The sequence below is a fragment of the Porphyromonas crevioricanis genome (assembly GCF_900167225.1).
GTDB classification, from domain to species: domain Bacteria; phylum Bacteroidota; class Bacteroidia; order Bacteroidales; family Porphyromonadaceae; genus Porphyromonas; species Porphyromonas crevioricanis.
Genome location: NZ_FUXH01000005.1, coordinates 121,823 through 135,844 on the forward strand (window position 1 = coordinate 121,823; position 14,022 = coordinate 135,844).

Here is a 14,022-nt window from a genome sequence, read left to right on the forward strand (position 1 = left end):
TCTTTAGTTATTGACCATCATCTACAGATCTAGGATCTACCTTGATACCAAGACTCATAGTGCTGGAGAGGAAGATACTCTTGATGTAAGTCCCCTTGGCTGCGGAAGGCTTCAGTTTGTTGAGCGTAGCTACAAATTCACGAGCATTCTCACAAATCTGATCCGCTCCGAAGGAAATCTTACCAATCGAAGAATGGACAATCCCGGCCTTATCGACCTTGAAGTCTATCTTACCGGCTTTCACCTCGCGGACGGCAGCGCCAACCTCATTTGTCACGGTGCCACTCTTGGGATTAGGCATCAAACCTCTCGGGCCCAATACTCTACCCAAAGCTCCGATCTTACCCATGATAGCCGGCATAGTGATAATCACATCTATGTCCGTCCAGCCTCCTTTGATCTTATTTATATACTCATCCAGTCCGACATAGTCAGCCCCGGCTGCTTTAGCCTCTTCTTCCTTGTCGGGGGTACACAAAGCCAATACTCGGACTTGCTTACCAGTACCATGAGGTAAAGTAACAACCCCACGAACCATCTGGTTTGCCTTTCGAGGGTCTACGCCCAGACGCACATCAATGTCCACGGAAGCATCGAACTTGGTAGAGGTAATCTCCTTAACCAAGGCAGAGGCATCCGCCAACGTATATGCTTTCCCCAGTTCTACCTTACTGAGAGCTAGCTTCTGATTTTTTGTCAGTTTTGCCATTTCAATTCAGATTTAGATATTTTCGGGGAAAGGACCCTTTACAGCAATACCCATACTGCGAGCCGTACCGGCTACCATCTTCATGGCAGACTCCACGGTGAAACAGTTCAGGTCGACAATCTTGTCTTCCGCTATTGCTCTAACCTGATCCCATGTGATCTGAGCCACCTTGCTGCGGTTAGGCTGAGCCGAACCAGACTTTTTCTTGGTCATCTCCAAGAGTTGTACAGCCACAGGAGGGGTTTTTACAATGAAATCGAAAGACTTATCGGCATAGTAGGTAATTACCACAGGTAACACCTTACCAGCCTTGTCCTGAGTCCTGGCATTGAATTGCTTGCAAAACTCCATTATATTGATACCCTTGGCACCCAATGCAGGGCCTACAGGCGGAGAAGGGTTTGCAGCTCCTCCTTTTATTTGCAATTTGATTTGTCCAGCAACTTCTTTAGCCATTGTTCTTGAATTAAATGTGAAACACGTTGCACTGTGTTCGATGAGAAAGGCGCAGTAATCTCAACCGCTATTCTTTCTCTACTTGAGAATAATCCAGCTCCAGTGGAGTTTTTCGACCGAAAATCTTCACCATCACCTTGAGCCGTTTCTTATCCGCATTTACGTCTTCGACGGAAGCAGTAAAGCCACCAAAAGCTCCGGAAATAACCTTCACTGTTTCTCCTACAACGAAATCAACATCGTAAGAGACATCCGAATCATCAAGTTGATCGGCTTTCCCCAGCATCTGATTAACTTCCGACTCTCTCAATGGGACAGGATTTCTCCCATCACCGAGAAAATCGATCACATTGGGTATGGTACGCAACGTATGCGCCACTTCTCCCACTAAATTGGCTTCTACCAATATATAGCCGGAGAGCAAGGGGCGCTCTACAAGCACCTTCTTGCCGGCACGCTGTGTCATCACCTTCTCTGTAGGAATAATCACGCGATCCACATGTTCACCGAGAGAGGAGTTGCGCTTCTCTGCTTCGATGTACTGCTTCACCTGATTCTCCTTGCCACTGATGGCCCGAAGTACGTAAAACTTCTTTTCGTCCGACATAGCACCAATGATCAGATGACAAGTTTATAAACCTGATCCATCAACTCATTAAACACCGTGTCAACGAGAAAGATAAAAAGAGCGATAATGATGGAAGCTACCATTACCACAACTGCACTATTGGTCAGCTCAGCCCTTGTAGGCCAAGAGACCTTGTGTACAAGCTCGCCATAGGAACCCTTGACATAAGCCCCTATTTTATTGAATACACTCATCGTATCAATCGTTTTATTGCACGGGTTGAGAGACTCGAACTCCCGACACCTGGTTTTGGAGACCAGTGCTCTACCAACTGAGCTAAACCCGTAACAGGGAAGGAAGTCAGACAAAGAGAGGGTGCAGAACCACTGGAGCTACACCCTCCTTCTATATCCTTCACTCGAAAGGTCAGAAAGTCGGCCCTCGATCTGAAGACCGACTTTCACCCTCCAATTATTAGTCAAGAGCTGTAATCTGACCAGCACCTACTGTACGTCCACCTTCACGGATAGCGAAGCGGAGACCTACGTTACAAGCAACCGGGTAGATCAACTCTACATTGATGGTTACATTGTCGCCAGGCATTACCATCTCTACACCTTCTGGGAGAGAGATCTCACCAGTTACGTCAAGGGTACGGATGTAGAATTGCGGGCGATACTTATTATGGAACGGAGTATGACGACCGCCTTCTTCTTTCTTCAGAATATAAACCTCAGCCTTGAAGTTCTTATGCGGAGTGATAGTACCCGGGTGAGTGATCACCATACCACGCTTGATTTCGTCTTTTTCGATACCGCGAAGCAAAAGACCTACGTTGTCACCAGCTTCACCCTCATCAAGGATCTTGCGGAACATTTCCACACCCGTAACAACAGACTTCATACCCTCAGCACCAAGACCGATAATCTGCACTTCATCGCCAGTCTTTACAATACCAGTTTCGATACGACCAGTAGCCACTGTACCACGACCTGTGATAGAGAACACGTCTTCAACTGGCATCAAGAAAGGCTTGTCTTTCTCACGCTCAGGCAGGGGCACCCACTCATCCACGGCAGCCATAAGCTCCATAATCTTCTCTTCCCACTTAGCGTCCCCATTCAGAGCACCCAAAGCAGAACCACGGATGATAGGAGTATTGTCGCCATCAAAATTATAGAAAGAGAGGAGCTCTCTCATGTCCATTTCAACAAGCTCAAGCATTTCCTCATCGTCTACCATGTCACACTTGTTCATAAACACAACAAGTCTCGGCACATTTACCTGACGAGCCAAGAGGATGTGCTCACGAGTCTGAGGCATAGGACCATCAGTAGCAGCTACTACGATGATAGCACCGTCCATCTGAGCCGCACCCGTTACCATATTCTTCACATAGTCAGCGTGACCCGGACAGTCTACGTGAGCGTAGTGACGGTTAGCCGTCTCATACTCTACGTGCGAAGTATTGATAGTAATACCTCTTTCCTTTTCCTCGGGAGCATTGTCGATAGAGTCGAATGAACGGAGTTCAGACAAACCATTCTTGGCCAACACCGTAGTGATAGCAGCCGTAAGAGTTGTCTTACCGTGGTCGACGTGACCGATCGTACCAATATTTACGTGTGGTTTCGATCTGTTGAAATGTTCTTTTGCCATAACCTATTATTCTGTTTCTGATTAAGTTGTTCTATTACGCTAACCACAAATCCGAGCCGATGCCGGGATTTGAACCCGGGACCTCTTCCTTACCAAGGAAGTGCTCTACCACTGAGCTACATTGGCGAATTCTTTCGGTTCTCCGACTAACATCGGACTGCGGTGGGCAGTGATGGATTCGAACCACCGAAGGCGTAAGCCAGCTGAGTTACAGTCAGCCCCATTTGGCCACTCTGGTAACTGCCCTTCCGGGATAAGTACCCCCGGTGCAAATCTCAACCGGAACGATTATCGGCTGCAAATTTAGCAAGTTTTCCATTACCTCCAAATATTCTGAGAAGAAAAAGTACCGAAACTCGCACGCCCCCACCTCTCTGAGAGAGAAACAAAGCCGGAGAAAAAAAGTAGGAAATTCACCCTCCGGCTCTTTGTTTTTATCTGTCCTTGAGACGCTCAATCTGTTTCTTAAGAGCATCGATACACTCATCTATGGCAGCCTCAAATGTATCGGACGACTTCTGAGCAAACAATTCGGCACCTCGGACCGGTATCTGAATGGAAGCATGCTTATTCTCAACTGTCTCGGGTTTAACAACCTTCAGGACAACCTCTGCCACCATCGCATCCTCCACGAAACGCTCCAACTTAGAAAGTTTCTTCTCTATAAACTGCTTTAGCTGATCTGTGGCATCAAAATGTAAAGCCTGAATTCTCACGTTCATAACATCTTGTTTTTTTGCTCTCGGATGAGCGTTGTACATCTGTTTCAGCTGCCCGAAAGTGCTATGCGTATACCCCACCGTAGTACTGAGACTCTGATGACCGAGCAACTCTTTCACTGCCAGCAAATCGGCCCCCTCATTGAGCATCGCTGTGGCGAAAGAATGACGCAACACATGCGGACCTCTACGAGCCAAATGAGGGAAGTGGATGAGCACCCGGTGTACGATATGATACACATCCTTCACCTCGAGTGGGCTGCCACTCAAAGATACAAAAAAAGAATCAGGTCTTACAATCTTTTCATCTCTCAAAACCCGCCACTTGCCAATCAGCTCAGCCAAACCTATCCCAAAGGGAATAATACGCTCTTTGTTGCGCTTACCCAAGACTTTGATCTTTCGAGATTGAATATCCACATCTGTGTCTTTGAGAGCGGCACATTCAGAGCGTCGTATGCCTGTCTGATAGAGCATCTCAAGCAACAAATGATCTCTCATTTGTTCAAAATCGGTGTCATCATAGGGCATACCCAACAATTCATCCATTTCCTGATCTGGGATAAATGCCGGGAGAGGCTTCTCCACTTTGGGACCTCGGAGATAACGAACCGGATTGTTTTCGATCCGACCATTCTTTTGCAGATATAAATAGAAAGATTTGAGCGAGGACAGCTTTCGACGGACTGACCTCGGAGCCAACCCTCTGCCCATCTCCTGCGAAAGCCATTTGCGAACACGATCTCTATCCAAACCGGAGGGGCTAAAATCTGCCCCCTCCCCTATCTCGACAAGGAAAAGCTGGTAGTCTCGCAAATCGGACAAGTATGCAGACAGTGTATAGGGAGACATATTGCGCTCATATTTCAAATAGCGCACATAGCCCTCTATCTCTCCAAAGAGAGGCAAATCATCATCAGTCTGCGAAATATCCGAAGTAGAAAAACGTTCCATGTACAATCTTTTCACATTCAAGTTGTCGTATCTGGATGGGGGGGGGAGGATAATAATAGGAATAAGGTCGGCCTTTATGAGGAAAAAAAATAGAAGAGAAGAAAAACAGATCTGCTCTTAAAAACAATTCAAAGAAACCGAGGCAACCTCAACTTTTACTTGACAACCGTTTCGCTCACAATCAAAGAAAAGGAGATCGCCCCGGCCCGAGACAAAGATACATAGCGCAAAAGGTATTTCCATCGCACCGAGATATCTCCCCGACTAAAAGACCGTATGGGAGAGCCTTCCTCGCTCGGCATCCCGGCCTGCTATGGACCAAATCTCTCGCACCAATCCCAATTCCAACACATTGACCCATCGAGAGGAGCGAATCCGCCCCAAAGTCGTGTCATCAAAAGACATCCTATAGGCCACCCTAAAAGTAAAGTAGCGTGGCAACGGAAGGTCTAAAGACAAATCCGTTCTTATCCGCTGAGTAATACCGGGATGAGTCAAATGCATCCCTTCCTTCACCCCTCGGCTAATTTTCTCAGGCAAGAAATGTTCATAATAACTTTCTCCGTAATCCACCCCGAAAGCTGTTCCTAAAAAGGACTGATGCCAGGAAAAAGAGACAAGGGCAGGGAAGCGATCAAGAGGCAGTCGGTAGGTGAGTAATAAGGCAGCTTGCAAATCTCCATGCAGTTTAAGAGTAGCGGGATTGTTTCCATTGCGAGTACTAAAAATCCCTCCCAACCCACAATCGAACCCTGGCCCCAAATAACAAGCAATCGGAGTGGGAAGCTTGATTAGCCAAAGAGGAGTTATCCCCAATCTTCCGTCTACCCCCCAAAAAGAAGCATTACCAACTGGATTATCTGCCCAATCGGCTTCTATCTGCCCATAGTAATGGAGCAAAAGAGACTTATCTGCCTTTAGCCCTGTGTAGCGTTTGTATCCATACCCAGAAGTTAGTCCTCCGTAGCGCAATGGGGACAAATAGGTATCTTTGAGGTAGAGCCCTCCGACATTCAATGTATTGACTGTGCGACTCGTATGCACCTGCTGTGCCGACATGCCGACAAAGCAGATAAGCCAAAAAGGAATGATCCGGACAAGCCGAACACGACTAAACATCCAATGGAGCAAACTCATTTATCCTCTTCTTCAGTCAAAGTTTCTTCTGAAAAATCCAATCGGGGAACTCCTAAGATCCGGTCTCTCCACTCCATGTCAGTAATGGAATCCTCGTCTTCTTCAGTGTTTTCTGTATCACTTGAAACAGAATCTTGTGGCAACGATGTCTCTTCCGGCTGTCGCAGAGGTTCCAGCTCCTCTACCTTGTCAATCTCATAAGTAGAGACACGCTTCCCTTTTGCTTTGATACTCTTTATTCCAACAAAGCTCTCTGCCTCTATCCTCAAAGGTGGGCGGTCAATGTCGGCTCCCGCAAAACGAGCCTCCAGATAGGGATAGGGCGTATCGGTGAGCAATAATAATCGACTTGATTCATCATCGCCCTGAATACGCATCCTCTGATCCCCCTCCATGACAAAACGCTTAAGGTAGACAAATCCCTGTTCGGCATTGTAGTAAACAGCTGTCCACACCTTGTCGGGGTGATAGATCTCTATCCGTGAGACATTAGATTCATAATGATTTGTGTCGCTACAATCAGTCAGATAACACTCCCCGGGGGAAAGAATTACGAGCATCTTGTCTTCCGGCTTAAAGCTACCGATCAGTTCTCCTTGGCCATCGTAGTTGAGACGCATCACATCTCTATCGAACCAAATCTGCCGTGCGCCAAGCGTTGAAGCTCCTTTCTCTTTAAGGCTAATCTTGTGCACTTCAGCTCGAGTAAGCAAATTCCCTCGAGCGGTACGCGCTTTGATGAGGATGTCACTGAAATCCTTCTCAAAAACAAGGATCCTCTGTCGGGGGCGTGGCTTGAGTATGATCTTCACCGTTTCGGCCTCAGCGTTACGGTTGACCGAAAAGTAAACCACCTTGGAGCCTGCTTTCCCCTGAGTCAGGTCATATTCACGATCCCTCACATAAGAGGTGATGTTGAATCGTTTGATATAGAACGGGCTCTTCTTGCCATCACGATAAATCACATTGTAAACAGTGCGTTCGCGACTTCGCTCAAAACGATCGATATGGATCACCTCTCCCCTGCCGACAAATTTCTTCTCCTCTACTTTGGAAACCATATAACGTCCATCACGGAAGAAAATGATAAACTCGTCCAGATCCGAGCAGTTGCACACAAACTCACTCTCCTTAAGGGCTGTACCGATGAAGTTCTCTTCTCTATTGATATAAAGTTTCTGGTCCAGAGCTACCACTTTGGTTGCCTCTATTTGTGTCCAACTCACCAATTGAGAACGACGTGGGTACGCTTCTCCATATTGTTCGGCCAAATGTTCATACCAGCGTATCGTGTAGGCCACAATCCCGGCGATGTTTTTCTTTAGCTCATCTATCTTTCTCTCCAACTCCAGCATCATCGCTTCGTGTTTGGGGATGTTGAAGCGAAGGATCCGAGCCATTCTGATTTCGAGCAGTCGCTTGAGATCCTCCTCTGTCACTGGACGCAAAAGATTCTCTTTCCAGGGCTCCAAACGTCGGTCTATATGTACCAATACGCTGGGCTCATCGGGGGCTTCTTCAAAGGCCTGATCTTTATAAATTCTTTCCTCTATAAAGATCCGCTCCAGAGATGCAGCCATATATTGCTGTTCATGCTCATTGAGCCGATGCTGCAACTCCATGCGAAGCAGCTCTCGGGTACGATCCACACTCATCCGCAACAGCTCACCCACAGAAAGGAATTCCGGCCGCTCATCTCGTATCACACAAGCATTGGGCCAGAGATTAACCTCACAATCGGTGAAAGCATAAAGAGCATCGATGGTCTTATCCCCGGAAACCCCAGCAGGCAGGTAAACTCGGATATCAACCTCCGAGGCAGTCATATCAACCACTTGTTTGATCTTTATTTTTCCTCGTTCGTTGGCTTTCAGTATAGAATCGATCAGGGAAGATGTCGTCTTACCGGCCGGCAACTCACTAATAGAGAGGGTTCTATTGTCTATTTTACCAATTCGAGCTCGGCTCTTGACACGCCCTCCGCGTCTGCCATCGGCATAGCCGGAGACATCGACTAACCCTCCGGTGGGAAAATCGGGATAAAGCTCAAAGTCTTCACCACGGAGATAGTGACAGGCTGCCTCTATAATCTCACAGAAATTATGCGGAAGGATTTTAGACGATAAGCCCACTGCAATCCCTTCGGCTCCCTGCAACAAAAGGAGAGGGAATTTGACCGGCAAAGCCACTGGCTCATCGGCAGAACCATCGTAAGTTCGTTTCCAATCGGTGATTTTATCATCAAATAGGACTTCCTGAGCAAAAAGGGATAGTCTCGCCTCTATATAACGACCAGCCGCAGCACTGTCTCCAGTGAAGATATTCCCCCAGTTACCCTGCATATCAATCAGATAGCCCTTTTGCCCCAACTGCACCAAAGCATCGTTGATCGAAGCATCACCATGTGGATGATAGGCCATAGTCGCCCCCACAATCTTGGCTACTTTGGTCATCCGCTCGGGGCCTAACACGTGCATGGCATAGAGCACTCGCCTCTGTACTGGTTTCAGGCCATCCTCTATATGTGGTACGGCGCGCTCAAGGATCACGTAAGAAGCATAGTCTAAGAACCAGCTCCTATACATACCACCCAAATTTTTCATTACGGAGGCTATTGTTTCAGGCAAATACTCCGACTTAGCATCTGCAGCCTCCAATGTGTCTGCTTCAGCTTGTTCTGACCCTATTTCCCCGGGTAACTCCTCATCGTACTCTGTCATAACTTGGTTATCTGAACTAAAAAGAGATAAAAAGGCATTGCACAAAGATACGGTTTGCAAAGAAGAGTACAACCGCTGGCAGCCACATAACACACAAAATGGAAGCACGAGGGAGCAAGCCGGCAATTTGCTCACCCCAAAAGACAGACATATTTTTGCAACACAACGAGATCCCATCGTCTAGCCTTACACATAAAAAAGACATGAAAGAAATCTCTCAGCACAACAATAGGTCCGGAGGCCCAAATAAAAACAGAGTAGTGAAACAATCAAGCAAAACTCTTTCCATGAAAAGACTCCTTTCCTTTTTATCCATCACTTTTATGCTCTCTCCATGGGCATTACAAATACAGGCAAACGCCCAACATGGCCATAGCCTATTCTCTATCAACGGAATAGAGATCAACTCAGAGAATGCTCATGACTTGACCCGAATAGAAGGTGTAAAGGGTGATGAAGTGAGCTACAATGTCGGGACGAACACCCTTACTCTGCACAATGCTACAATCAACAGATAGTCATGCTTCTTTCTGCAACAGAAACAAACCGAATCTTACGATACTCCTGAAAGGAGAGAACTCCATATCCTCAAAAGAAAAAGGTGCAATGCTGCTCGAAGAGTCCACCTACATCACAGGAGAGGGAAACCTGAGTATCTCCTCGGACAAAGGGAGTGCTATTCTCCTGAACAAAGGAAATACCACGCTCACAATCCAGGGATGTACAGTAAGTGCAGTTGGGGATAGCTGGGGGATCTCTGGAGGCGATGGGAAAAGGAATGAGACACTAAATATAGTAAACGGAGCCAGGCTGCGAGCCAAAGGTTTTCACGGGGCAATTGTAGACATTGCGGAGCTCAAAGGAGACTACGTCATCACGAAACCTGAAGGGGCTTACTTCGACAGAGAAAGACATGCAGTCTTCGACAAGGAAGGGAATGTGGCCAAGGGAGAAGTGGAAATAGTATCGCAAGGAGACTCCAGCAGCAAACAGATCGCTCTCCCTGTACGTGTGTATGCCCACAAGCAGAACCTCTACATCTCGTTGCTCCAAAGAGAGGTCATTCGCATCTATAGTATAGAAGGCTCCCTGCTAAGAGTTCAGGCACTGGGGCCGGGGGACCATTGTCTTAGCCTACCGGAGGGAATATGCATCATACAGCTGGGCAGACAGTCTCTCAAGACAATTCAATAAGGGCGATATCCATATCTCCGGCTTTGAGAGGAGGCTGTGCCAAAATAGATAGTTTGGCTCACCCTCCTCTATAAATTTGCCTTTTAGGATGAAAAAGGAAAGCCTAGAAGGATAAAATGGATCAGCAAATTATGATACGCTCAAGCATCCCAGGAATGTCTTACAGAAATAATAAACTCAATAAATCAGGCAAGTAGTATCCCCTTCTAATAGGAAAAGGCCGGTAAATATGGATGCAAGGCAATGCATGATAATAGACTTAGAAAGGCGAGGTGATCAACGCATGTTTGTGACAGAACAGGTGGTCTCTATAAATGAAAATAAGAATGGACTCTGGTCTGTAAGATTTTCCACATCCCCTCATTTATTCAATTACAATAAGTCGAGGTTGCTTTATCTCATTCATCCCAAAGCGATAGACCTTGGCGAAAAAGGCCTCTATATCAACAATAAACGCATCTCTAATGTCTCTGAGGTACTACAGTTCACAGATGGCACACATATTTTTTATAGAGTAGGTTACACCAATGCGGGATACGAAAACTTCCAAGGAAATGAAGTGTATATCACGCGCACTCCTATAGATAAAAACGGAGGATCAACTTGGAGTTATTTACGTAAGCTGGCAGAAGAAACCGGCCTGATGAATAGCGATGAAGACAGTATTCTGTCAAAACAATATGACTTGGTCGATGTCAAGCGAGACAATGTCCCTTTAGCTCAATATCTTGGCGACAAGACGAAGCTGAGAGTTTATCATAAGCCTAAGCGCATATACTATCCTTTTGGATGCAATGCAAGTCAAAAGTCTGCTGTAGAAGCAGCTCTGACGAACCAAGTGAGCGTGATACAAGGGCCTCCAGGAACAGGGAAGACACAAACGATATTGAACATCGTTGCCAATTTATTGATGGCAGGCAAGAATGTACTTGTCGTCTCCAGCAACAACTCAGCCGTTGAGAATGTGGCAGAGAAACTCAATGATGTTAAACTTGGATTTCTCGTTGCAAAGCTCGGGAGTGTGAAAAACAAGGAAGACTTCATCTCCAATCAGTCGGGGTATCCTGAGATGAAGGGCTGGTCTTTAGAAAACGCTTCTATTGTTGAAGAGAAAGTTTTGGATGCTCTTCGCACTATTTCACAAGGTTTTGACAATCAATTGCGCCAAGCTCAGTTAAATGCTGAATATGAAGCTTTAATAAAGGAGGCGAAACACGACAACATACTCCAAAATGGCTCATCCAAGATTAGCTGGTTGGAGGGGAAAAGTGCATCTAAACTGATGACACTGATCAACCTTTACCGAATGATCGCAGAGAATGGACAAAAGCCAAACCTTTGGTTTCGTTTGAAGTATTCTTTTGTGTTTGGGATAAGAATGTTTTCATTCCTCAATAGGAACTTCTCGGATGTGATTACAAAATTGGAGGCAACTTATTATCTCCTGCGTAAGTCAGAAATTGAACAGGAGTTGGACACTATTGCCTCAATACTTAAGTCTATTGATATCAAGAGTAACATAAATACCCTTCGATCTTCCTCTCTCCAAGTCTTGAAAGCCAAAGTATCAAAGAGATATAATGGAAGCACAAGGCGACTGTTCTCTGTCAGGGAAATTAAGCCCCAAACAGAGGAATTCCTAAAAGAGTATCCCATAGTACTAAGTACTACCTATTCTGCCAAAAGTTGCATTAGCAAGGATATGGTATTCGACTATGTGATCATGGATGAGGCCTCACAAATAGATATAAAGACAGGAGCATTGGCTCTGTCATGTGCCATGAATGCCGTAATTGTAGGTGATGACAAACAACTTCCAAATGTAGTTAGCCGAGAAGAGTTGCATGCATTAAATGCTATTCAGAGCACATATAAGGTAGATGACAAATACGATGCGGCCTCTCATAGTTTCTTACAGTCTTGTGTAAAAGTATTTAACGACGCCCCGACTGTATTGCTGCGTGAACATTATCGTTGCCATCCCAAAATTATAGAGTTCTGCAACCAACGTTTTTACAATGGCGAACTGATAGCCATGACTTCCGGATATGAGGCACAGAAAGTCTTACAGGTTGTAAGAACTCCCAAAGGAAATCATGCACGTGGGCACTTCAATCAACGAGAACTTGATGTAATAGTCCACGAAGTATTGCCGAAGTATACTGATTCAGACAGCATAGGCATCATCACGCCATATCGCTTGCAAGCAGATGAAATAAACAAAGCTGTTGGTAGAGATATAGCAAGTACAGTACACAAATATCAAGGGAGAGAATGTGATACGATCATACTTAGTACTGTGGATAATGCCCCTACCAACTTTTCTGATGATGCCAACTTACTCAATGTGGCAATATCACGTGCAAAAACTCATCTATGTATCGTGACAAGTGGTAATGACATACCGGAAGAGACAAACTTGGCACAACTCATCAATTACATACAGTACAACAATTTCGAAGTAAAAGAAAGCAATATATATTCCGTATTCGATTTACTCTACAAACAGTACACAGAGGAAAGATTGGCCTACCTATCTTCATGCTCACAAGTATCTGACTATCTTTCGGAAAATCTTGCATACAACGTCCTGGCAGATGCAATCGCGGAGTTAGGATTGGCAAATGTGGAGGTATTGTGCCATTACCCTTTGTCAAAACTTATCTCTTGTAAGGGTACATTAGATGAAAGGGAGAGAGCATTTGTGGAAAGTCAATATTCCCACGTTGACTTTTTGATATATAACTCCTTGACCAAACGCCCTCTTCAAATTATAGAGATAGATGGCTGGCATTACCATAGAGAAAATGAAACTCAACAATCTCGTGATGCGCTGAAAGATCAGATTGTCAAAAAGGCTGGACTTAGTCTTTATCGGATTAGTACAACAGATACTGTCAATGTGAAGACAATGAAATCTTTCTTGCAAAAACAGTTATCAATTGATTAGAATAGAAGCATCTGAGCCTTTCAATCAGAATCTTTATCCTGACAGCCTCAATTCAGGATCATTCTTGATTCCCTACTCTTTACTTAATTTCACAGCTGTGGCTTCAATGATCTCCTTAAAAATGTCGGAGTTAGCCCCATTTTGAGGCTACAACGACAATGTCCGCTGTATGATTTGCAAATATGGGTTGTAATAGACCTCTGCCAGACTTTTCCCAAAGAAGAAGAGAGTACGTCAAGGAGCCAAGAGAGAAATGACATAGCAAGCCCTCCTCTCAGAAAGGCTATTGTGCCCTTGTCAAAAACGACGTATTTTGTAAAAATCAGACTGTGAAAAAAAATGGGAGAAATAGAGAGAAAAAAGCTGCCCCGAAGGAGCAAAACCCTACCCCTTCATATGCTTTATAACGGGCCTTCAGAATAGCCTATTCATCAGTATTCTGAGAAGGTCAGATTCTCTCCTGAGAGAATTTTTGCTAACACAGGAGAGAATAATTTTTTCCTCAGGAGAGAATTTTCTTTTTCTCCCGTGTCAGCAAAAAACGTCTCTGCTCTGCATCAAAAAAGGTGAGAAAACGCAACTCAAAAGGCCTCGATTTAAGCAGAAAATTCGCAAGAATATAAAAACAAAATAACATAAGAATAAACAGAAAAGCACACTAACAAAAGATCTGAGAAACAGAACTCAATCAGAGACTATTGCTCAATTCGGGATGGGGGGGATTGGGAGCGTTGCACGAATTGGACAGCAGCCCTCTGTTATACTGACATGGAAAAGTGCGAAGTATATCAAAATTTATGCATATAAGCTTGAATAAACTCCCATTGAAATATAAAAGAATAACATTTGCGAGACCTTTGAAAAATAAGGAGATGTAGGAAAGAGGTATTCTTCGGATAAAAGGAGGGAAGAATTTGGGGGGAAGCAAGGGACAAGGAATAAAATGGCTTGTAAAT

Annotated in this window: 11 protein-coding genes and 3 tRNA genes; 3 read left to right on the forward strand and 11 right to left on the reverse strand. The window is 45.2% G+C overall.

Annotation, left to right across the window (positions count from 1 at the left end; all coding sequences use genetic code 11):
- Positions 1 to 7: 7 nt before the first annotated feature.
- From rplA to B5D48_RS04485, 11 genes are all read right to left on the reverse strand, one after another.
- Positions 8 to 709 (reverse strand): 50S ribosomal protein L1, encoded by a 702-nt coding sequence (rplA, locus tag B5D48_RS04435; RefSeq protein WP_023936392.1) that lies wholly within the window; start codon positions 707 to 709, stop codon positions 8 to 10.
- Positions 710 to 721: 12 nt separating this feature from the next.
- Positions 722 to 1,165 (reverse strand): 50S ribosomal protein L11, encoded by a 444-nt coding sequence (gene rplK / locus B5D48_RS04440; RefSeq protein ID WP_023936391.1) that lies wholly within the window; start codon positions 1,163 to 1,165, stop codon positions 722 to 724.
- A 67-nt stretch (positions 1,166 to 1,232) separates the two neighbouring features.
- Positions 1,233 to 1,772, reverse strand: coding sequence for a transcription termination/antitermination protein NusG (nusG, locus tag B5D48_RS04445; protein ID WP_023936389.1), 540 nt, complete (start codon positions 1,770 to 1,772; stop codon positions 1,233 to 1,235).
- Between the two features lie 11 nt (positions 1,773 to 1,783).
- Positions 1,784 to 1,987, reverse strand: coding sequence for a preprotein translocase subunit SecE (secE, locus tag B5D48_RS04450; RefSeq protein WP_023936387.1), 204 nt, complete (start codon positions 1,985 to 1,987; stop codon positions 1,784 to 1,786).
- 19 nt (positions 1,988 to 2,006) lie between these two features.
- A tRNA-Trp gene (locus B5D48_RS04455) sits at positions 2,007 to 2,079 on the reverse strand.
- A 128-nt stretch (positions 2,080 to 2,207) separates the two neighbouring features.
- A complete protein-coding gene (gene tuf / locus B5D48_RS04460; protein WP_023936385.1) occupies positions 2,208 to 3,392 on the reverse strand; it encodes an elongation factor Tu in 1,185 nt (394 codons plus the stop codon).
- 54 nt (positions 3,393 to 3,446) lie between these two features.
- A tRNA-Thr gene (locus B5D48_RS04465) sits at positions 3,447 to 3,518 on the reverse strand.
- A gap of 37 nt (positions 3,519 to 3,555) precedes the next feature.
- Positions 3,556 to 3,638, reverse strand: a tRNA-Tyr gene (locus B5D48_RS04470).
- 188 nt (positions 3,639 to 3,826) lie between these two features.
- A complete protein-coding gene (gene hpf / locus B5D48_RS04475) occupies positions 3,827 to 5,080 on the reverse strand; it encodes a ribosome hibernation-promoting factor, HPF/YfiA family (protein WP_234985401.1) in 1,254 nt (417 codons plus the stop codon).
- A 249-nt stretch (positions 5,081 to 5,329) separates the two neighbouring features.
- Positions 5,330 to 6,202, reverse strand: coding sequence for a hypothetical protein (locus tag B5D48_RS04480; RefSeq protein WP_023936377.1), 873 nt, complete (start codon positions 6,200 to 6,202; stop codon positions 5,330 to 5,332).
- Positions 6,199 to 8,922 (reverse strand): DNA gyrase/topoisomerase IV subunit A, encoded by a 2,724-nt coding sequence (locus B5D48_RS04485; protein WP_023936376.1) that lies wholly within the window; start codon positions 8,920 to 8,922, stop codon positions 6,199 to 6,201. The genes B5D48_RS04480 and B5D48_RS04485 overlap by 4 nt, the downstream gene beginning before the upstream one ends.
- Positions 8,923 to 9,125: 203 nt before the next feature.
- On the opposite strand from B5D48_RS04485, the gene B5D48_RS04490 reads away from it, so the two are divergent.
- From B5D48_RS04490 to B5D48_RS04500, 3 genes are all read left to right on the forward strand, one after another.
- The gene (locus B5D48_RS04490; protein ID WP_023936372.1) at positions 9,126 to 9,440 is read left to right on the forward strand and encodes a hypothetical protein; all 315 of its coding nucleotides are present in this window, start codon (positions 9,126 to 9,128) and stop codon (positions 9,438 to 9,440) included.
- Positions 9,421 to 10,116 (forward strand): hypothetical protein, encoded by a 696-nt coding sequence (locus B5D48_RS04495; RefSeq protein ID WP_042120164.1) that lies wholly within the window; start codon positions 9,421 to 9,423, stop codon positions 10,114 to 10,116. Before B5D48_RS04490 ends, B5D48_RS04495 begins: the two co-directional genes overlap by 20 nt.
- Before the next feature lie 229 nt (positions 10,117 to 10,345).
- The gene (locus tag B5D48_RS04500) at positions 10,346 to 13,066 is read left to right on the forward strand and encodes an AAA domain-containing protein (RefSeq protein ID WP_042120163.1); all 2,721 of its coding nucleotides are present in this window, start codon (positions 10,346 to 10,348) and stop codon (positions 13,064 to 13,066) included.
- Positions 13,067 to 14,022 lie beyond the last annotated feature (956 nt).